Origin of the sequence: Micromonospora chaiyaphumensis (assembly GCF_900091435.1) — a bacterium.
Lineage (GTDB): Bacteria > Actinomycetota > Actinomycetes > Mycobacteriales > Micromonosporaceae > Micromonospora > Micromonospora chaiyaphumensis.
In genome coordinates, this window is sequence record NZ_FMCS01000001.1 from 986,568 (window position 1) to 1,005,526 (window position 18,959).

Below are 18,959 nucleotides of genomic sequence, written 5' to 3' on the forward strand. Positions count from 1 at the left end.
AGATCCGTAAGGAATCGGCAATGGATCGCCATCCCACCCGTGGCTACGCTGGCCTCCGGGTACGGGGAGGTGCGCCGTGGCGCAGCGGGTGCTGGTGGTCGACGACGACCGCACGGTCGCCGACGTGGTCTGCCGCTACCTGGAGCACGCGGGCTACGAGGTCGCGCACGTCGGCGACGGGGCCGAGGCACTGGCGGCCGTGGCCCGGCGACCACCCCACCTCGTGGTGCTCGACCTCATGCTCCCGGTGCTCGACGGGCTGGAGGTCTGCCGGCGGCTGCGGCAGCGGCCCGACGGCGTACCCATCGTCATGCTCACCGCCCGCGGTGACGAGGCCGACCGGGTCCTCGGCCTGCAACTGGGCGCGGACGACTACCTGAGCAAGCCGTTCTCCCCCCGCGAACTGGTGCTCCGGGTCCGCTCGGTGCTGCGCCGGGCGGGCGGCGACCCGGCCGGCGCGCCACCGCCGGAACTGCTCGCCGACGACGGCCTGGAAGTGGCGACCGGGCCCCGGGTGGCCCGCCTGCACGGCCGGGAGCTGACCCTGACGCTGCGGGAGTTCGACCTGCTGGTGCACCTCATGCGGCACCCGGCGCGGGCGTTCCGCCGGGCCGAGCTGCTGGAGCGGGTCTGGGGGTGGAGCTTCGGCGACCAGTCGACGGTGACGGTCCACGTGCGGCGGCTGCGGGAGAAGATCGAGGCCGACCCGGCCGATCCCCGCCGCATCGTCACCGTCTGGGGCGTCGGCTACCGGTACGAGCCCGCCCGTGCGTGACCTGGCGCTGATCTTCGGGGCGGCCCTGGTCGCGGCGCTCGCCGTCGGGGTGGCCGGCGCCGTGGCGCTGCGGCAGCTGCGCGGCCGGTCGATCACCGTGCACATCTCCGTGCTGCTCGCCATGACGGTCGGCGCCGTGGCGGCCGGGGTGGCGGTGGTCGCCGAGGCGATGTTCCTCTCCCCGCACGACCTCGAGGTGGTGCTGACCACGCTCGCCGCCGCGGCGGTGGTGAGCCTCGCGGTCGGGTGGCTGTTCGGCCGCCGGCTGGCCGCCGCGGCGGTCTGGGCCGACCAGGCGCGGGAGCGGGAGCGCCGGATCGAGAAGGGCCGCCGGGACCTCGTCGCCTGGGTCTCCCACGACCTGCGCACCCCCCTCGCCGGGCTGCGGGCGATGGCCGAGGCGCTGGAGGACGGGGTGGTGGGCGACCCGGCGACGGTGGCCGAGTACCACCACCGGATCCGGGTGGAGACCGACCGGATGACCCGGCTGGTCGACGACCTGTTCGAGCTGTCCCGGATCAACGCCGGCGCGCTGCGGCTGTCGCTGTCCGCGGTGCCGCTCGGCGACGTGGTGTCCGACGCGCTGGCCGGCACCGCGCCGCTGGCCGCCGCGCGCCGGATCCGGCTCCTCGCCCCGGAGTCGGGCTGGCCCACGGTGACCGCCAGCGAGCCGGAGCTGGCCCGGGTGGTGGGGAACCTGCTGCTCAACGCGATCCGCTACACCCCGGAGGACGGCACCGTCCGGGTGGACGCCGGCCGGGACGCCGACACCGCCTGGCTGGCCGTGGCGGACACCTGCGGCGGGATTCCCGAGCGCGACCTGCCCCGGGTGTTCGACGTCGCGTTCCGCGGGGAGCGGGCCCGCACTCCCCGGCGGGACAACGGCGACGGGGAGGGCTCCGGCGGGCTGGGGTTGGCGATCGTGCGCGGCCTGGTCGAGGCGCACGGCGGCCGGGTCGAGGTGTGCAACGTCGCCGACGGCTGCCGGTTCGTCGTGCGGCTGCCGTCGGCGGCGTGACCGGGAGGCCCGGGCCCCGCGCGGTGACGCGGACCCGTGCGGCGCAGGCCGCTACGGCCGGATCAGCTCGGCGAACCAGCGGTCGTCGGCGGGAAACACCTCGCGGACGGCGAGGCCGGCGGCGGAGGCCGTCCGGTGCACCGCCCGGGTGTCCAGCCGCGCCCAGCCGAAACTCGGCCCCCGGTGGCGTCCCGACACCACGCGGGCCCGGCCCTGCCAGGCGCCGCTGCCGGGCGGGTCCAGCTCCACCAGGACGCTGCCGTCCGCGCGGAGCAGCTCCCGGCACCGGCGCAGCAGCCGGCGCGGATCACCGCCGATGCCGATGTTGCCGTCCAGCAGCACGACGTGCTGCCACCGGCCCTCGGCGGGCAGCGGACGGAAGAGGTCGGCCTGGACCGCGACGGCGCCCCGGGCGCGGGTCAGCGCCACCGCCCGGGCCGAGACGTCGACTCCCACCGTGACCAGCCCGGCCCGGGCCAGCGCCACGGTGAGCCGGCCCGGTCCGCAGCCCAGGTCCAGCGTCGGGCCGGCACAGCGGGACACGACCGTGGCGGTCGCCGGCTCGGCCGGCCCGTGCCACCGGTCCACCGGCAACCGGCGGCGGGTCCCATCGGCGTGCACCAGCCAGTGCACGGTGGCGTCGCCGTGCCGGAGCGCGCCGGCGAACGCGTCGGTGCTCACCGCCGGCCGCCGACCGGCCGGGCCCGCCGCACGGCGGCGACCTCCCCGGCGAAGCGGCCGGTCGGGACCAGGTCGCTCACCGCGAGCGCGTCGGCCCACTCGTCCACGTCGCGCAGCACCGGCAGCGTCCCGATCCGCAGGCCGCGCCCGGCCAGCGCCACCCGGGTACGCCGACCGGTGTCGGCGGTGGACATCGGCAGCCCGCGCAGCGCCGTGGCGTGCCGGGGATCGCGCAGGCCCAGCGCCCACCAGCCGCCGTCCGCGGCCGGGCCGAGCACCGCGTCGGTCCCGGTCGCGCCGAGCCGGCGGACGGCGGCGGCCAGAAGCGCCGCCGTGAGCTGCGGGGTGTCCATGCCGATCTGGAACACCGGCCGCCCCGGGTACGCGTCGGCCACGTCGGCGTGCGCGTGCGCGAGCCGGTCGGCGAGATCGTCGCCGCGCTGCGGCAGCACCGGCCAGCCGGCGACCGCGGCGGCGAGGTCCGCGCCGTCCTCGGCGTCGGCGAGCCGGCCGGCCAGCGCCAGCACCGGGACGACCCCCGGGGTGGCGGTGACGGCGTCGAGGGTGTCGCGCAGCGCGGCCGCGGCGACGCGGGCCGCCTGCGCGGGCTCGGCGGGCGGGCAGAGCCGGGTCTTGACCGCACCGGGCACGGGGGCCTTGGCCACCACCAGCAGGACGGTCACCGTGGACCCTCCACGCTGCGCAGCACCGCCAGGAAGTCCCGGGTGGCGCGGACCGTGCCGCGGACCGAGCCGGAGACCTTGGAGCGGGTCCCGGCGGCGCGCGGGGCGTAGCGGACGTCGCGCTCGTGGATGCGCCAGCCGGCCGCGGCGGCCCGGATCATCAGTTCGAGGGGGTAGCCGAAGGCCCGGTCGGTGACCCCGAGGGCGAGCAGGGCGTCCCGCCGGGCCACCCGGATGGGGCTGAGGTCCCGCAGCGGCACCCCGCGCTGCCGGAGCAGCGCGGCGACCAGCGCCGTGCCGGCCCGGGCGTGCCACGGCCAGACACCGGCCGACACCGGACGGCGCCGGCCCACCGCCAGGTCCGCCGCGCCGGCCGCCACCGGGGCGACCAGGGCGGGCAGCTCACCCGGGTCGAACGAGCCGTCGGCGTCGAGCACGCAGACCAGCTCGGTCTCGGCGTGTTCCAGGCCGGCGTGCACGGCCGCCCCGTAGCCCCGGCGGGGCTCGCGCACCACCCGCGCGCCGTGCCGTGCGGCGACCTCCGGCGAGCCGTCCCGGGACCCGTTGTCCACCACGATCGCCCGGTAGCCGGGCGGCAGCGCGGTCAGCACGCCGGGCAGGGCGGCGGCCTCGTCGAGGCACGGCAGCACCACGTCGATCTGTGTCGGCATGCCGCCGACGCTAGGCCGGTCCCGGCCGCGCCAGGCCCCGATCGTGCTTACGGAACCCTTACCGAGCAGGCATTTCTTACCATCCGGTGACGCTCCGCCGGATCCACCCACGCGGGGCACCGGCGGGCCGTACCGTCCGGTCGTCATGAGACCCGCAGCCACCCTGCCCCGCGTTCCCGGCCCGCGGCGGACCACTCCCGGCCACCGGGGCGACCTGGTCGCGCTGGGCGTCGAGGCGGTGCTGCTGGCCGCCGCGGTCGCCGCCGGGCTGGTGCTCAACCGGCGCGGTGCGGGGCTGCACGCGGACGCCGCGCCGCTCTACGCCACCTGGCGGCCGCACGCCGGGTGGGGCACGCCGCTGGCGGTGCTGGTCGCGGTGCTGGTCCTCGGGCCGGGCCTGCGCTGGGCGCGGACGGCCCGCTGGGGTCCGCTGCTGGCCTCCGGCTGGCTGGCCGCCGTGGCCTGGACGCTGTCGCTGGCCCTGGTCGACGGCTGGTCGGCCGGGCTGGCCCGCCGGCTCACCGTGCAGGCGGAGTACCTGCACGAGGTGCCCGGCGTCCGCGACATTCCCGGGATGCTGAGCGGCTTCACCGACCGGATCCTCGACTTCCAGCCGGACTCCTGGTCCACCCACACGGCCGGGCACCCGCCGGGCGCCCTGCTGGTCTTCGTCTGGCTGGACCGGATCGGCCTGGGCGGCGGCGCCGCCGCGGCGCTCTGCTGCGTGCTGGTCGGCGCGACCGCCGCGGTCTCGGTGCCGGTCACCCTGCGCGCGCTGGGCGCCGCCGAGGCGGCCCGGGCGGTGCTGCCGTTCCTCGTGCTGCTGCCCGGCGCGGTCTGGCTGGGCGCCTCCGGCGACGCGGTCTTCACCGGCGTGGTCGCCGCCGGGCTGGCCCTGCTGGCGGTACGCGGGCCGCTCGCCGCGCTGGCCGGCGGGCTGCTGCTCGGCTTCGCGCTGCACCTGTCGTACGGGTTCGTGCTGGTCGGGGTCCTGGCGCTGGCCGTGCTGGCGTTGCGCCGCGACCGCCGGCGAGCTGCGCTGCTCGCCGCGACGGCCGGCGTCGCCGGCGTCACGGCGCTCTTCGTCCTGGCCGGCTTCCGCTGGTGGGAGGGGTACGACCGGGTGGTCGAGCGGTACTACCAGGGCTGGGCGGCCGAGCGCCCGTACGGGTACTGGGTCTGGGCGAACCTGGCGGCGCTGCTGCTCTCCGCCGGGCCGGTGCTCGGTCCGGCGCTGCGCCGCACGGCGCTCGCGGCTCGGGCCGCCTGGCGGTCACCCGGCGCCGCGCCGGACGGCCCCCGCGATGACCAGGTGCCCGGCCGGCCGGACGACGGGCTCGGCGTCACCGTCCGGCTCGCCCGGCCGTGGTCCGCGCTCGGGCCGACCGTGCTGCTGCCGGCCGCCGCGGCGCTGGCCGTGGCCGCCGCCGACCTGTCCGGGATGAGCAAGGCCGAGGTGGAACGGATCTGGCTGCCGTTCGCGGTCTGGCTCCTGGCCGCCGTGGCACACCTGCCCGCGCCGACCCGCCGCTGGTGGCTGGCCGCCCAGGCCGTCACCGCGCTGGCCGTCAACCACCTGCTCTTCACGGTCTCCTGACCACGCGCGCCTCGGCCGCCCGGGCGATCATGAGGTTGGCGGATCGCCGCCCAACCTCATGATCGACGGCAGCGGACGGGCGGGTCAGGCGGGCAGGGCGGCGGGTTCGCGGAGGGGGTCGCTGGCGAAGGCGGTCACGCCGTCGGCGAAGGCCACCCGGGCGGTGTAGCCGAGCAGGTCGCGGGCCCGGGTGGGATCGGCCACCACGTGCCGGACATCCGCCGCCCGGGCGCCGCCGACCACCTCCGGCGCGGGCCCGTCCATCGCGCGGGCCAGCGCGGCGGCCAGGTCGCCGACGGTGTGCGGCTCGCCGGAGCAGACGTTCACCGGGACCAGACCGTCCGGGATGGGCGCGGTGAGCGCCAGCAGGTTGGCCCGGGCGACGTCGGTGACGTGCACGAAGTCGCGGCGCTGGCCGCCGTCCTCGTACACCAGCGGCGGCCGGCCGCCGGCCAGCGCCGAACGGAACAGCGAGGCGACCCCGGCGTACGGGGTGTCGCGGGGCATCCGGGGGCCGTAGACGTTGTGGTAGCGCAGCGCCCACACCCCGCCCCCGGTCTGCCGTGCCCAGGCCGCCGCGTAGTGCTCCTGGGCGAGCTTGCTGGCCGCGTACGTGCTGCGCGGCTCCAGCGGGGCGTCCTCGGGGACCAGGGCCGGGTCGAGGGTGCCGCCGCAGGCGGGGCAGGTGGGGTCGTACCGGCCGGCGGCCAGGTCGGCGGCCCGGCGCGGGGCGGGGCGGACCACGCCGTGCCGGGCGCACGTGTAGCGGCCCTCGCCGTAGACCACCATCGAGCTGGCCAGCACCAGCCGCGACACCCCGGCCCGGTGCATGGCGGCCAGCAGCACCGCCGTGCCGTGGTCGTTGTGGCCGGCGTACGCGGGGGCGTCGGAGGGGTCCAGCCCGTGCCCCACCATGGCGGCCTGGTGGCAGACCGCGTCCACCCCCGACAGCAGCCGGTCCAGCAACGCGGCGTCGCGGACGTCGCCCACCACCGGGTCGTGCCGGCGCGCCCACTCGGGCAGCGTGCCGCCGTGCGCCTGGGGCAGCAGCGCGTCGAGGCAGACCGGCTCGTGGCCCTCGGCGGCCAGCAGGTCGGCGATCTGCGATCCGATGAAACCGGCGGCGCCGGTGACCAGTACCCGCATTCGGCCAGGCTAGGGCACCGGGCGGCCCCGGTCGGGCGGTTCGCGGCGGACGTCAGCGGTCCGTAAGGGACGGCGGCGGTAAGGGTTCGGTAATGCCGCGAAACGGACCGGTGGGCGGTCCCGGCGTCTAGCGTCCTGCTGAGGGGACCACCGGGAACGGGGTGGCCCCGGACCGCTGATCAGGAGGAGACGTGCCCGCCAGCCCACCCCCACCGGACGACGCGCCGTCGGCCGCACCGGCGGCCCTGTGGGCCGGGCTGGCCCGGCACCGGCCGCCCGGGGTCGACGCCGTCGACCGGGCCTGGCGCAGCCCGGTCCGCGGACCGTGGCTGACCTCGGTGTTCGGCGCCGTTCTGCTGGCCACCCTGCCCCTGGTGATCGTGACCGGGCTGCTCGACTGGATCGCCTACGGTCCCCGACTCGGCCAGGCGTTGCCCCGGGACGTGGGCTGGCTGCACCCGCCGGTGTTCGACTGGCCGACCCGGCCCGCCTGGCTGTTCCGGGTGACCCAGGGGCTGCACGTGACGCTCGGGATCATGCTGGTGCCGGTGGTGCTGGGCAAGCTCTGGTCGGTGGTGCCCAAGCTCTTCGACTGGCCGCCGGCCCGCTCGGCCGCGCAACTGCTGGAGCGGCTGTCGCTGCTGCTGCTGGTCGGCGGCATCCTCTTCCAGACGGCCACCGGGCTGCTCAACATCCAGTACGCCTACCTGTTCGGCTTCGACTTCTACACCGCGCACTGGTACGGCGCCTGGATCTTCACGGCGGCACTGGTCGTCCACGTGGTGATCAAGTTGCCCCGGATGGTCACCGCGCTGCGCGGGCCGGGCTTCGCGCGTACCCCGCTGGAGCGGACCCGGCCGGAGCCGGCGGATCCCGACGGCCTGGTGGCCCGGCGGCCCGGGCCGGCAACGATGAGCCGGCGCGGGGTGCTCGCCCTGGTCGGCGGCGGCGCACTGCTGCTGGCGGCGCTCACCGTCGGGCAGAGCGTCGACGCGCTGCGCCGCACCGCGCTGCTGCTGCCGCGCGGCCGGCGGATCGGCGACGGGCCGACCGGCTTCCCGGTCAACCGCAGCGCCGCGGCGGCCGGGGTCACGCCCGAGCAGACCGGGCCGGGCTGGCGGCTCACCCTGCGCGCGGGCGATCGCACGGTCGCCCTGGACCGGGCCCGGCTGCTCGCCCTGGCGCAGCACACGGCCGTCCTGCCGGTCGCCTGCGTGGAGGGGTGGTCCACCACGCAGACCTGGACCGGGGTCCGGCTGCGCGACCTGGCCGACCTTGTCGGGCCGGTCGATCCGACCACCGCCCGGGTCCGGTCGCTGGAGCGCGCCGGGCTGTTCCGCGAGGCCGTCCTGCACGGCGGCCAGGTGACCGACCCGGACGCGCTGCTCGCCCTGCGGGTCAACGGCGTCGACCTGAGCCTGGACCACGGCTATCCGGCACGGATCATCGTGCCGGCGCTGCCCGGCGTGCACTGCACGAAGTGGGTGGCGGAGATCGCGTTCGATGGCTAGGTTCCGGCGTGCCTACGGCGCGGCGCCCTGGCACCTGCTGCTCCTGGCCGGCTGCTTCGCGGTCACCGGCTGGATCGCACTGCGGCTGGCCGGCGGGGCGTCGGCCGGCCGGATGCTGCTCTGGTTCCTCGGCGCGGTGATCGCGCACGATCTGGTCCTCTTCCCCGTGTACGCGTCGCTCGACCGGGTGCTGCGCGGTGCCCTCGGCCGGGGTGGCGTCCCGTCGCCGCTGAACCACGTCCGGGTCCCGGCGCTCGGCGCCGGCCTGCTGTTCCTGGTCTACCTTCCCGGGATCCTCGGGCTCGGTGACGGCACCTACCTGGCGGCGACCGGCCTGGAGCCCCGGGTGCTGCTGGGCCGGTGGCTGGCCGTCAGCGGCGTGCTCTTCGGCGTGAGCGCGCTGCTCTACGCCGCCCGCCGGCTGGCCCACCGCCGGCGACCCTCGCGGCCCGCCGGTTGATCGGTTTACTGTGTGGGGCCATCGCCCCTCGAGACCGTGAGAGCCGCATGAGCATCCGCGTGTACCGCAACGCCGCCATCCACACGGGAGACCGTCGCAACCCGGTGGCCGAGGCCATGGCCGTGGACGGCGACCGCCTGCTGGCCGTCGGCGGGGAGGCGGAGGTGCGCGAGGCCGCGGGCCGGGGAGCGGACCTGATCGACCTGGAGGGCGCCGCCGTGCTCCCCGGGCTCTACGACGCCCACATCCACACCGCGCAGTACGCGCAGAGCCGGGGCGCCGTCGACCTGCGCGGGGCGCGCAGCCTGGACGAGGCCCTCGCCATGGTGGCCGCCCACGCGGTGCGGCTGCGGCCGGGCGCCTGGCTGTTCGGCGGCCGGTGGAACAGCAACACCTGGGATCCGCCGGCGCAGCCGGACCGGTACGCCCTGGACTCGGTCTGTCCCGACCTGCCGGTCGCGCTGCCGAGCGTGGACGGCCACACGGTGTGGGCCAACTCCGCGGCCCTGCGGCTGGCCGGGATCGACGCGAGCACTCCCGATCCGGTGGGCGGCGAGATCGTGCGGGACGCGAGCGGCGGGCCGACCGGCATCCTGCGCGAGACGGCCTCGGACCGGCTGCGCGACCTCATGGTCTCCCCCGACCTGCGCGACCTGCTGCGCACCGGGCAGGAGGCATTGCTCGGGCTGGGCCTGACCAGCGTGCACGACATCGACGGGGAGGACTGCCGGGCCGCCTACCTCGCGCTGCGCGACGCGGGTGAGCTGAAGTTGCGCGTCCACAAGGCCATCCCGATGGCGCACCTGGAGGCGGCCGTCGCCGAGGGCCGACGCACCGGGCAGGGCGACGACTGGATCCGCACCGGGCCTGTGAAGATCTTCAGCGACGGGGCGCTCGGCTCGCACACCTGCCACATGAGCCGGCCCTTCGCCGGCGAGCACGGCAACGTGGGCATCGCGGTCACCCCGTACGAGGATCTGGTCGAGATGTTCACCCGCGCGGCGGGTGCCGGCATCGCGGTGGCCACGCACGCCATCGGCGACCGGGCCAACCACCTGGTCATCGACGCCTACGAGGCGGCCGGCCGCACACCGGGGCTGCGGCACCGCATCGAGCACGCCCAGCACCTGCGCCCCGCCGACCTGGCCCGGATGGCGACCCTGGGCATCGTCGCCTCGATGCAGCCGGTGCACTGCACCAGCGACATCGACCTGGTCGACTCCCTGCTGGCCGGCCACGACCTGGCCTCCTACGCCTGGCGCGGCATGCTCGACGCCGGCGTCACGCTGGCGTTCGGCTCCGACGCCCCCGTCGAAGACCCCAACCCCTTCGCCGCGCTGTACGCCGCGGTGACGCGAGCGCGCCCCGACGGCACGCCGGCCGGCGGCTGGCAGCCCGGCCAGCGGCTGAGCATGGCCGAGGCGATCAGCGCCCACACCCTGGGCGCCGCCGCCGCGGCCGGCGAGCAGGACCACAAGGGCACCCTCGCGCCCGGCAAGCTCGCCGACTTCATCGCGGTCGACACCGACCCCTACCGGGAGTCGCCGGAGGCGGTCCTGCGCACCGCGGTCCTCACGACCGTCGTCGGCGGCGAGATCCGCTGGCAGCAGTCGTGACGCAGCCGGGCCGGCGCGCCCGCGACCTCGGTGTCGTCGTCGGGCCGCTGCCGATCGGACGGCACAACGCGATCACCGACGTCGCCGGCGTGCTCGTGGGGCACACCACCGTCGACGACGGCGCCGACCTGCACACCGGCGTCACCGCGGTGGTGCCGGCGCAACTCGGCCCGCAGCGGTGGACCCTGCCGGCAGCCGTCTACACCGGCAACGGCTACGGGAAACTGGTCGGCTCGACCCAGGTCGACGAGCTCGGCGTCCTGGAGTCACCGATCGTCCTGACCGCCACGCTGTCGGTGTTCCGGGCGGCGGACGCGGTGCTGACCCACCTCATGCGGCGCCGGCCGGACGGCCTGTCGTTCAACCCGCTCGTGGGCGAGACCAACGACGGTCACCTCTCGGACATCCGCCGGCGTCCGATCAGCGAGCGGCACGTGCTCGACGCCATCGACCGGGCCTCCGCACAGCCGCCCGCGGAGGGCTGCGTCGGGGCCGGCACCGGCACCACGGCGCTGGGCTACAAGGCGGGCATCGGCACGTCGTCCCGGGTGGTACGGACGGCGGATGCCCCGGTGACCGTGGGCGCCCTGGTGCAGGCCAACTTCGGCGGCGTACTGACCGTGCTGGGTGTCCCGCTGCCGGTCGACGAGCTGGTCCCGCAGGCCGACCGCACCGAGCCGCCCGGCAACTCCTGCATGATCCTGGTGGCCACCGACGCCGCCCTGGACGCCCGGCAGCTCGGGCGGCTCGCCCGCCGGGCCGTCTTCGCCATGGGGCGGGTCGGTGCCGCTTACACCAACGGCAGCGGCGACTACGCGATCGCGTTCAGCACCGCGGAGCCGGGCCGGCCGGCCATCCCCGACGCGCAGCTCGACCCGGTCTTCGCCGCCGTCCTGGACTCGGTCGAGGAGGCGCTGCTCAACTCACTCTTCGCCGCCACGACCACGCGCGGGGTGGGCGGCCGCACCAGTCACGCCGTGCCGCACGAGGCCGCCGTGCGGCGGTTGGCCGCCGCCGGCCGGCTGGGCAGGCCCTCCCCTGACTGACCGCTCAGCCCGGCAGGGGCTCACGCTACGCTCCGGCGTGTGACGATCGAGCAGGGGCCCAGCCCCGCATCGTTCCACCGGGGAGCGCGGAGAATCGGGTGGTCGGCGCTCGCGCTGTTCCTCGTCGCGCTCGCAGCCTTCGAGAGCCTCAAGTACGGCCTCTGGACCACGGTCGCCGCTCTGGTGCTCTTCGCGCTGCCCGACGTGACACGCCTCGCCGGCCTTCCCAGGTCAGGGCTGCTCCACCAGGCCGTCCACCGCGTGTGGATCCCGCTCGCGGTGCTGCTCGCCTACACCTTCGGGTCGATCGTGTGGCCTCCACTCTTCACCGCTGCCCTCGGCTGGCTCGCCCGCATCGCCGTCAACCGGATGTCGTCTCGCGATCCCGCCGGGATGCCGTCGCGGGCACCATGAACGCCGTGCTCGCGGCTGCCCGGGTCTGCGGACCGCGGCGGGACAGCAGGCATCCGAGCAGCGCGGCGGCGAGGGCGGCCAGCCCGGCCGCCACGAAGCCACCCGCCGGCACGGAGGCGTCGATCGCGATCCCGACGACCGGTGATCCGAACGCGAAACCCGCGCTCTGCGCCGAGGACTGCAGGCCCGTGACCTCACCCCGCACGCCGGGCGGCGCCAGCCGGCTCACCGCGTCGGCCACCGCGGAGAGGGTCGGCGCCGTGAGGAGCCCGACGCCGACGACGGCCGCGCACAACCAGGGCCAGTCGTGGGCGAGCCCGGCGGGGATGGTCACGAGCCCGAGGAGGCCGAGCAGCAGCCACGTGGGCAGCGGCCGGGGCAGCGCGCCGTAGATCAGCCCGCCGGCGACGGAGGCGCCGCCGAACACGGCCACGACCACGGCGGCCCAGGACACCTGGCCTGCTTCCTGGAGCGTGGCGACGATGGCGAGGTCGACGCCGCTGAGCAGCGCCGTGGCGCCGAACGCCATGAGGAGTACGGCGAGAAGCCGGGCGTCCAGCCACTCCCGGCGCGGGGGCCGGCCCGCCGCGCCGGCGGCCGCCTCGCCCTCGGCCCGCAGCGGCGGGTTGAGCAGCGCGATCCCTGCTCCGCCGGCCGCGATCGCGGCGCCGACCAGCCACGCCACCACGCCGGGAGACGTCTCCGCCGCGGCCAGGATCACCAGGGCCGGACCCACGAGGTACGACAACTCGCCCTGCACCGACTCCAGCGCGAAGGCGGCCCGGCGGTGCCGTTCCGTCGTCATGGCGGCGATCGCCTGCCGGGTCACCGCCTGGGCCGGCACCATCGACAGACCCGCCACGAAGGCGGCGCCCAGCAGAATCCCGTACGGCAGGCTCGGCACGCTCAGCCAGAACACCACCTGCAGCACGACGGTTGCCAGGAGCACGGTACGCGGGCCCCGCCAGTCGATCATCCGGCCGAGCAGCGGCCCGCCGAGCGCCACCCCGGCGGTCAGCGCCGCCGCCACGCCGCCCGCCGCCGCGTAACTCAGGTCCAGGCCCAGCACGACATACAACGTCAGCGCCATCACGTCGGCCGTGATCGCGGCGCGGGCGAGCAGCGAGACGCCCAGCAACGACGCCATCCCCGGCACCGCGAGCACTTCCCGGTACTTCGTCACCACACGACGCTAGATCCGTCTCCAGGCCATAGGAAGTGCTTAACTCGTTGGAGCCGGCATAATGCTTCCTTATGGCCAGGGATCTCGAGACCGCGTTGCTGCGCTCGTTCGTCACCGCCGTACGGGCGGGCAGCATCAGCCGCGCCGCCGCCACGCTCGGACAGACCCAGCCCGCGCTCAGCCAGCAGTTGCGCAAGCTCGAGAGCGTCGTCGGCCGTCCGCTGCTGCACCGGTCGCCGTCCGGCGTCTCGACGACCCGGGCGGGTGAGGAACTCCTGCCGTACGCGGAACGCATTCTGTCGCTCTCCGCGCAGGCGCTCTCCGAGACCGGGCGCGCGCTCACCGGCCGCTGCGGCGTCGGATTGCTCGAGGACCTCGCGGCGTCCCAGCTTCCGCAGGCCCTCGCCGACCTCGCCCGGCTGCACCCCGGCGCGACGCTGGAGGTGCTCAGCCTGTCCAGCGCCGCGACGCGCGAGGCCTATGACGAGGGCCGCGTCCACCTCGTGCTCGACGAGGTGCCGGGCCTCCCCGGGCCGCCGCGCTGGACGGTACGCCGCCCCCTGGTCTGGGCGATCGGCCGGGATGTGGACGTGGCCGCCGACCCGCTGCCGGTGGTGCTGTTCACGGGGACGTGCTCCTGGCGTGCGTCGGTGCTGGAGACGCTGGACCGTGCCGGTCGGCGCTCGCGGGTGGCGTTCGAGAGCAACAGCCTGGTCGCTGTGCTCGCCGCGGTGCGGGCCGGGCTCGGCGTCGCGGCACTCATGCCCGCGAACCTCGAACCGGCCATGGCCCGCCACGACGCGGACGTCCTGCCCACCCTGCCGGACGTCGAACTCGGTCTCGCCCGGCATCCGCGGACCGACGGTGATCCGCTGATCGATGCCGTGGCGACCGCGCTACGACGCACGATCTGAGTTCCGCGGCCGGCCGGCGCGGCGGAGGACGACCGGAAGTCCATCGACGTGGGAGGATCTGCCGAATGAAGCGGAGATCCCTGATTCTCGGCGCGGCGGCCGGCGTCGCGGCTCCCGTCATCGCCACCGGCGCGACGCCCGCGGCGGCGTCGACCACCAACGCCACCACCGACCCGCCGCGGCCGCGCAACTACGCGCCGAGCAACAAGGCCAGCAACCTCAGGACCCTGCCGGCGACCACCCGGCAGGTCATCGTCGTGACCGCGGCCAGCTACCGCACCAGTTACGCCACCCTGGAGACGTTCGCGAAGGTCGACGGCCGTTGGAATCCGGTCTCCGCTGCGCTGTCCGCGCGCATCGGCTCCCAGTTCTTCAGCGACCAGCACGTCGAGGGCGTGCCGACCACGCCGACGGGCGTCTACTCCATCGGCCCGACGATGTACGGCATCGCGGCGAACCCGGGCGTCCGCTACCCCTACCACCGGCTCGTCACGAACGACTGGTGGAACGAGAACCCGACGTCGTCCGCCTACAACACCTTCCAGCACACCACCACCAACCCTGGTGGCCTCAGCGAGGCACTGTGGCAGGAGAAGCCCGCCTACACGCACTTCGCCGTGATCACCTACAACATGCCGCCGAACGTGGCGAAGCCGGTGCCGAACGCGGGCAGCGGCATCTTCCTGCACGAGTTCAGCAGGACTCCGTCCGGTCCCACCGCCGGCTGTGTCAGCCTGTCGCACGCCGACCTGGTCAGCGTGCTGCGGTGGCTCGACCCCGCGGCCCAGCCGCGCATCGTGATGTGCCCGCTGGAAAGCCTCGGCCGCTACTGACCGACCTGAGGGAGCTTCCGGATGAGCGCGAGCGTGTCCGCACGCGGGCCTGTCGCGACGTACGCGCACCGCGGGTCGTCCGGCATGGCGCCGGAGAACACCGCGGCCGCCTTCGAGCGCGCGATCGCCGAGGGCGCCGACTGCATCGAGACCGACGTGCAGCTCAGCGCCGACGGGGAGCTGGTGATCATCCACGATGTCACGCTCCCCCGCACCACCGACGCCAGGCTGGCGTTCGCCGACCGCGCACCCTGGAACGTGCACGACTTCACCCTCGCCGAGCTCCGGAAACTCGACGCCGGGGGGTGGTACGACGACGACTTCACCGGCCAGCACATCCTGACCTTCGACGAGCTGCTCGACCTGCTCGGCGACCGGGTCGGCCTGAACCTCGAGCTGAAGTCGCCCGCGGCGAATCCCGGGCTGGCGCACACCGTCGCCGCCCGCCTGCGCCGGCGTCGCGACCGGCCGCGCCCGCTCATCGTCGGGTCGTTCGACGAGCAGGCCCTGCGCGACTTCCACGCGCAGCTGCCCGACGTCCCGGTCGCGCTGATCGCCTACGACGTGCCGGCGAGCGGGAAGCTGACCGACCTGGCCGAGTGGGTCTTCTCGGTCAACCCGGACATCCGCCGGCTGCGCGCCGAGGACGTGGCCCGCGTCATCGAGGCGGGTATGGCCGTCGTGCCGTGGACGGCCGACTCCCCGGAGTTGTGGCGGTGGGCCATCGACGCCGGCGCCGAGGGCATGATCACCAACTATCCGTACGCCCTGACCACCATGCTGCACGGCCGCGACCCGTTGCCCGGTGCGGTCGGGGTGGTCGTCCAGGACGTCGTGCCTCACTCCCCCGGCGACGAGCCGCAGTGGGCCGGCGAGCATGTCGTCCTGCGCAACGTCTCCGGGCAGCCGGTGGACGTCAGCGGCTGGTACCTGCGGAGCCAGTCATCGGAGCGGATCGCCGTGGGCGACGGCTACGTCATCCCGGCGGGCGGGCTGCTGCGGGTGTGGACCGGTCCGGGCACCGACGGTCCGACCAGTTACCACAACGGTCGTACCACCGCCGTCTGGAACGGCACGAAGGGCGACTCGGCCGGGCTGCATCGCGCCGACGGCGCGATCGCCGACCTGTACGCCTACGTCGTCTGACCCGGCCGAGCCGCGCATCGAGGGGCCGGCTCGTCGGAGCCGGCCCCTCGACTTCGGGCGGTGGCGCTGTCGGTCAGCCGACCGACTTGTTGTAGCTGTCGATCGCGGGCTGCACACTCGCCGCGGCGTCCTTCATGGCCTGGTCGGCCGGCTTGCTACCGACGATTGCGGCCTCCAGCCCGTCCTCGGACGCCTTGCGGGCCTGCGGCATCACACCGAGCAGGCAGCCGGCCGACGCGACCGACGGCGGCAGCGCGTGCAGCTGGTCCACGGCGGTCTTGAACTGCGGGTACTGCGCCACCCAGTCCTTGTCGATCTGCTCGTCGAGCGCCTTGGCGTTGACCGGCACGTACCCGGTGCCGGTGTGCCACCTGGCCTGCTGGGCCGGGCTCACGGCGAACTTCACGAACTCCCAGGCGGCACGCTTCTCCTTGTCGCTGTGCCCGACGCCGTTGATCCACAGGGAGGCGCCACCGATGATCGGTCCGCCGGTGGCCGCCCCGCTCGCCTTCGGGTAGGGCGCGGTGAGCACCGTGAACTTGCCCTTGGCCGCGTCGACGTAGCCGCGCATGGCGCCGGTGGACTCGAGGTGCATCGCCACGGTGCCCGCCTTGAACGCGGCCTGGGCGTCGTCGGTCTTGCGGCCGGTGTTGGTCGCGTAGCCGCCCTTCACGAGGTCCACCCACCACTGCGCGACCCGGACGCCGGTCTCCTGGTCGAACTGCACCTTCGTCGCCAGGCCCTTACGCCCGTTGCCGTTGTCGCAGTACTCCTTGCCGTCGGTCGCGATCAACTGCTCCAGCAGCCAGCCGTAGATGGCGGCTCCGAAGCCGTACTGGACGGTCTTGCCGCCGGCGTCCTTGACGGTCAGCTTCTTGGCCATCTCCCCGATCTCGTCGAGGTTCGCCGGCGGCTTCGTCGGGTCGAGGCCGGCCCGGACGAAGGCCTCCTTGTTCAGGTACAGCAGCGGGGTGGACGTGTTGAACGGCATCGACTGCAGCTTGCCGTCGATCGAGTAGTAGTTGGCGATGTTCGGCTCGATGTCACCGGCGTTGAACTTGTCCTTGTCGATGAACTTGAACATCGGCACGGTCTGCTTGGAGTCGACCATGAAGCGGGAGCCGATGTCGTAGATCTGCACCAGCGCGGGCGTGTTCTTCTGCTGCACCGAGGCCTTGTACTTGGCGATGGTCTCGTCGTAGTTGCCCTGGTAGATGGCCTTTACCTCGACCTTGCCCCCGCTCTGGGCGTTGAAGTCGGCGACCAGCTTGTCGATCGCGGCGGCGTTGGCGCCCTTCATCCCGTGCCAGAACTCGATGGTGGTCTTGTCGGTGGCCTTCTCGAGCACCTCCGCGCCCGGGGCCTCGAGCGCGTCCTTGCCCGAGTCGGTGCCGGACCCGGAGCCACCGCACGCCGTCAGTGCGGCGGCGGCGGCCAGGGCGACGAACGCCGTCATGGCCCGGCGGAGCTTGGGTTGTCTCACGGGTTCTCCTTCTCCTGGGTTACCGCAGCGCGCCGGCGGTGAGGCCGCGGACGATGTAGCGCTGACCGAAGAGCACGACGGCCAACGTCGGGAGCAGGGACAGCGCGACGCCCGCGAGGACGAGCCCCGGCTGCGCCACCTCGGCGTCGTTGAGCTGCGAGATGCCGATCTGCAGCGTCTGGTATTCGGAGTCGCGGATCAGGATCAGCGGCCAGAAGTACTGGTTCCACGCCGAGAGGAAGACGTAGACCCCGACCGCCGCGATCGAGGGCTTGGACAGGGGCACGATGACCCGCCACAGCAGGCGCCAGTGACCGCACCCGTCGATCACGGCGGCGTCCCGCAACTCGGTCGGGAACTGCAGGAAGGCCTGACGCAGCAGGAACGTGCCGAAGGCCGAGGCGAGGAAGGGCAGCACGAGGCCGAGGTAGGTCAACCCGCCCCGCGCCAAGCCCCATCCGGAGACGGCCAGGTAGTTGGGAATGATGATCGCTTCCCACGGCACCATGAGGGTGGCGAGGAACAGGCCGAATGTCACGGCCTTCGCCGGCAGGCGAAGGAACGCGAAGGCGTACGCGGCCAGGATGCTGGTGACGATCTGGGCCAGCGTGATGACCCCGGCCTGGACGGCGGAGTTGACGTAGAAGCGACCGAGCGGCACCGAGCGGAAGACGTCGCTGATGTTCTGCCAGTAGAGCTCGTGCGGCACCAGCGCGGGTGGGTAGGTCGCCAGGTCACCGGGGCCCATCACGGCACCGACGAAGCCGTAGTAGATGGGGAACAAAACCGGGATCGCGGCCAGGCCGAGCACGACGTAGACGGCGACCCGCCCGAGGCTGAACTTCTTCATCGGTAGTGGACCCGCCGTTCGAGGACGCCGAACTGGACAGCCGTGCAGCCGAGCATGACGACCAGCAGCACGACGGCCTGTGCGCTGGCCGACCCGAAGTCGGAGGACCCGAAGGCGAACGCCTTCTCGTAGATCGAGTAGACAAGTGTCGTCGTGGCCTGGTCCGGGCCGCCCTTGGTCAGGATGTGGATCTGCCCGAAGCTCTGCAACGCGTGGATCGTGGACACCACGACGAGGAAGAACAGCTGCGGGGAGAGCAACGGCACGGTGATCCGGGACGCCAGCCGCCAGCCGGACGCACCGTCGAGCCGCGCCGCCTCGACCACCTCGGGGGATATCGCCGCCACGCCGGCCGAGAGCACGAGGACGTTGTAGCCGAAGTTCATCCACACCGTCGCGGCGCAGACGGCGGGCAGCGCGATCGACGGGTCGGTGAGCCAGTTGACCCGGTCGATCCCGAGGGAACCGAGCACGCCGTTCGCCACGCCGATCGCCGGGTTGTAGATGACCGCGAAGACCACCGACGCGGTCGCCACCGAGAACGCGAACGGCAGCGCGAAGGCGGTGCGCAACACCCGTACGCCCCGGATGCGCGCCTCCAGCAGCAGCACCACGAAGAGCGCGCCCAGCACCGCCGGCACCACGGAGAACAGCGTGAACAGGCCCGTCGTGGCCAGCACCTTGCCGAACCCGGCCGACAGCATCTCCCGGTAGTGCTCCGCACCGACGAACACCGACGGGGCGCCGAAGAGGTCGTTGCCGTGGACGGACAGGTACAACGTCCGCCCCAGCGGCCAGAACACGAACAGCGCGAAGACCACGACCGACGGCAGCAGCAGCAGCCACCCGAGACCGGACTCGGTGAAGCGTGCCGGCGTCCCCCGCCGGACGGTGGGGGGCGTGGACGTCACGGGCGCGGCGCGGTCATCCGG

General features: G+C 74.4%; 19 protein-coding genes. 11 read left to right on the plus strand and 8 right to left on the minus strand.

The genetic code is table 11. The features are described 5' to 3' along the window. The first annotated feature begins 76 nt into the window (after positions 1 to 76). Both GA0070214_RS04670 and GA0070214_RS04675 read left to right on the plus strand, forming a co-directional pair. Positions 77 to 775 carry a response regulator transcription factor gene (locus GA0070214_RS04670; RefSeq protein ID WP_091259311.1) on the plus strand — a complete coding sequence of 233 codons (699 nt, stop codon included), beginning with the start codon at positions 77 to 79 and terminating at the stop codon, positions 773 to 775. Further along, positions 768 to 1,793 carry a sensor histidine kinase gene (locus GA0070214_RS04675; RefSeq protein ID WP_091259313.1) on the plus strand — a complete coding sequence of 342 codons (1,026 nt, stop codon included), beginning with the start codon at positions 768 to 770 and terminating at the stop codon, positions 1,791 to 1,793. The genes GA0070214_RS04670 and GA0070214_RS04675 overlap by 8 nt, the downstream gene beginning before the upstream one ends. A gap of 51 nt (positions 1,794 to 1,844) precedes the next feature. Here the strand turns inward: GA0070214_RS04675 and GA0070214_RS04680 are convergent, their stop codons facing one another. The 3 genes from GA0070214_RS04680 to GA0070214_RS04690 are packed head-to-tail and all read right to left on the minus strand — an operon-like array spanning position 1,845 to position 3,828. After that, a complete protein-coding gene (locus tag GA0070214_RS04680) occupies positions 1,845 to 2,474 on the minus strand; it encodes a methyltransferase domain-containing protein (RefSeq protein ID WP_091259315.1) in 630 nt (209 codons plus the stop codon). Next, the gene (locus GA0070214_RS04685) at positions 2,471 to 3,157 is read right to left on the minus strand and encodes a TIGR04282 family arsenosugar biosynthesis glycosyltransferase (protein ID WP_091259318.1); all 687 of its coding nucleotides are present in this window, start codon (positions 3,155 to 3,157) and stop codon (positions 2,471 to 2,473) included. Before GA0070214_RS04685 ends, GA0070214_RS04680 begins: the two co-directional genes overlap by 4 nt. Continuing rightward, the gene (locus GA0070214_RS04690; protein WP_091259320.1) at positions 3,154 to 3,828 is read right to left on the minus strand and encodes a glycosyltransferase family 2 protein; all 675 of its coding nucleotides are present in this window, start codon (positions 3,826 to 3,828) and stop codon (positions 3,154 to 3,156) included. The genes GA0070214_RS04685 and GA0070214_RS04690 overlap by 4 nt, the downstream gene beginning before the upstream one ends. 145 nt (positions 3,829 to 3,973) lie before the next feature. On the opposite strand from GA0070214_RS04690, the gene GA0070214_RS04695 reads away from it, so the two are divergent. Beyond that, positions 3,974 to 5,425, plus strand: a complete 1,452-nt coding sequence (locus GA0070214_RS04695) for a hypothetical protein (protein WP_091259322.1) — start codon at positions 3,974 to 3,976, stop codon at positions 5,423 to 5,425. 84 nt (positions 5,426 to 5,509) lie between these two features. Here GA0070214_RS04695 and GA0070214_RS04700 read toward each other — a convergent pair whose 3' ends face one another. Continuing rightward, positions 5,510 to 6,571 carry an NAD-dependent epimerase/dehydratase family protein gene (locus tag GA0070214_RS04700; protein WP_091259324.1) on the minus strand — a complete coding sequence of 354 codons (1,062 nt, stop codon included), beginning with the start codon at positions 6,569 to 6,571 and terminating at the stop codon, positions 5,510 to 5,512. A 191-nt stretch (positions 6,572 to 6,762) separates the two neighbouring features. Between GA0070214_RS04700 and GA0070214_RS04705 the strand changes: the two genes are divergently transcribed. Genes GA0070214_RS04705 through GA0070214_RS04725 form a run of 5 tightly spaced genes read left to right on the plus strand, consistent with a single transcriptional unit; the run spans position 6,763 to position 11,618 of the window. Then, positions 6,763 to 8,082 carry a molybdopterin-dependent oxidoreductase gene (locus GA0070214_RS04705; RefSeq protein ID WP_091259326.1) on the plus strand — a complete coding sequence of 440 codons (1,320 nt, stop codon included), beginning with the start codon at positions 6,763 to 6,765 and terminating at the stop codon, positions 8,080 to 8,082. Continuing rightward, a complete protein-coding gene (locus tag GA0070214_RS04710) occupies positions 8,075 to 8,542 on the plus strand; it encodes a hypothetical protein (protein ID WP_091259329.1) in 468 nt (155 codons plus the stop codon). The genes GA0070214_RS04705 and GA0070214_RS04710 overlap by 8 nt, the downstream gene beginning before the upstream one ends. Positions 8,543 to 8,589: 47 nt before the next feature. Further along, on the plus strand, positions 8,590 to 10,158 hold the full coding sequence (locus tag GA0070214_RS04715) for an amidohydrolase (protein ID WP_091259331.1): 1,569 nt from the start codon (positions 8,590 to 8,592) through the stop codon (positions 10,156 to 10,158). Next, positions 10,155 to 11,204, plus strand: a complete 1,050-nt coding sequence (locus GA0070214_RS04720) for a P1 family peptidase (protein WP_208602635.1) — start codon at positions 10,155 to 10,157, stop codon at positions 11,202 to 11,204. The genes GA0070214_RS04715 and GA0070214_RS04720 overlap by 4 nt, the downstream gene beginning before the upstream one ends. 39 nt (positions 11,205 to 11,243) lie before the next feature. Then, positions 11,244 to 11,618, plus strand: a complete 375-nt coding sequence (locus GA0070214_RS04725) for a hypothetical protein (protein WP_091259332.1) — start codon at positions 11,244 to 11,246, stop codon at positions 11,616 to 11,618. Here GA0070214_RS04725 and GA0070214_RS04730 read toward each other — a convergent pair. Next, positions 11,566 to 12,801: an MFS transporter gene (locus tag GA0070214_RS04730; RefSeq protein WP_091259898.1), complete on the minus strand. Its 1,236-nt coding sequence runs from the start codon at positions 12,799 to 12,801 to the stop codon at positions 11,566 to 11,568. The genes GA0070214_RS04725 and GA0070214_RS04730 overlap by 53 nt on opposite strands. A 71-nt stretch (positions 12,802 to 12,872) precedes the next feature. Here GA0070214_RS04730 and GA0070214_RS04735 point away from each other — a divergent pair, with 71 nt between their 5' ends. From GA0070214_RS04735 to GA0070214_RS04745, 3 genes are all read left to right on the plus strand, one after another. Continuing rightward, a complete protein-coding gene (locus tag GA0070214_RS04735; RefSeq protein ID WP_091259334.1) occupies positions 12,873 to 13,715 on the plus strand; it encodes a LysR family transcriptional regulator in 843 nt (280 codons plus the stop codon). A 65-nt stretch (positions 13,716 to 13,780) separates the two neighbouring features. Then, on the plus strand, positions 13,781 to 14,548 hold the full coding sequence (locus tag GA0070214_RS04740; RefSeq protein ID WP_091259335.1) for a L,D-transpeptidase family protein: 768 nt from the start codon (positions 13,781 to 13,783) through the stop codon (positions 14,546 to 14,548). 21 nt (positions 14,549 to 14,569) lie between these two features. Further along, entirely contained in the window at positions 14,570 to 15,694 is a 1,125-nt protein-coding gene (locus GA0070214_RS04745; RefSeq protein ID WP_091259337.1) for a glycerophosphodiester phosphodiesterase family protein, read from the plus strand. Between the two features lie 73 nt (positions 15,695 to 15,767). On the opposite strand, the gene GA0070214_RS04750 is transcribed toward GA0070214_RS04745, so the two are convergent. Genes GA0070214_RS04750 through GA0070214_RS04760 form a run of 3 tightly spaced genes read right to left on the minus strand, consistent with a single transcriptional unit; the run spans position 15,768 to position 18,938 of the window. Then, positions 15,768 to 17,177: an ABC transporter substrate-binding protein gene (locus GA0070214_RS04750; RefSeq protein WP_208602636.1), complete on the minus strand. Its 1,410-nt coding sequence runs from the start codon at positions 17,175 to 17,177 to the stop codon at positions 15,768 to 15,770. Between the two features lie 19 nt (positions 17,178 to 17,196). Beyond that, positions 17,197 to 18,027, minus strand: a complete 831-nt coding sequence (locus GA0070214_RS04755; protein ID WP_091259340.1) for a carbohydrate ABC transporter permease — start codon at positions 18,025 to 18,027, stop codon at positions 17,197 to 17,199. Further along, complete coding sequence (locus GA0070214_RS04760; protein ID WP_091259342.1) at positions 18,024 to 18,938, minus strand: carbohydrate ABC transporter permease; 915 nt, start codon at positions 18,936 to 18,938, stop codon at positions 18,024 to 18,026. Before GA0070214_RS04760 ends, GA0070214_RS04755 begins: the two co-directional genes overlap by 4 nt. Positions 18,939 to 18,959 lie beyond the last annotated feature (21 nt).

Bases quoted from the DNA above. Each gene is read 5' to 3' on its own strand.
- GA0070214_RS04690 (WP_091259320.1), bottom strand. From the start codon at position 3,828: ATGCCGACACAGATCGACGTGGTGCTGCCGTGCCTCGACGAGGCCGCC.
- GA0070214_RS04695 (WP_091259322.1), top strand. From the start codon at position 3,974: ATGAGACCCGCAGCCACCCTGCCCCGCGTTCCCGGCCCGCGGCGGACC.
- GA0070214_RS04700 (WP_091259324.1), bottom strand. From the start codon at position 6,571: ATGCGGGTACTGGTCACCGGCGCCGCCGGTTTCATCGGATCGCAGATC.
- GA0070214_RS04710 (WP_091259329.1), top strand. From the start codon at position 8,075: ATGGCTAGGTTCCGGCGTGCCTACGGCGCGGCGCCCTGGCACCTGCTG.
- GA0070214_RS04715 (WP_091259331.1), top strand. From the start codon at position 8,590: ATGAGCATCCGCGTGTACCGCAACGCCGCCATCCACACGGGAGACCGT.
- GA0070214_RS04735 (WP_091259334.1), top strand. From the start codon at position 12,873: ATGGCCAGGGATCTCGAGACCGCGTTGCTGCGCTCGTTCGTCACCGCC.
- GA0070214_RS04740 (WP_091259335.1), top strand. From the start codon at position 13,781: ATGAAGCGGAGATCCCTGATTCTCGGCGCGGCGGCCGGCGTCGCGGCT.
- GA0070214_RS04745 (WP_091259337.1), top strand. From the start codon at position 14,570: ATGAGCGCGAGCGTGTCCGCACGCGGGCCTGTCGCGACGTACGCGCAC.
- GA0070214_RS04755 (WP_091259340.1), bottom strand. From the start codon at position 18,027: ATGAAGAAGTTCAGCCTCGGGCGGGTCGCCGTCTACGTCGTGCTCGGC.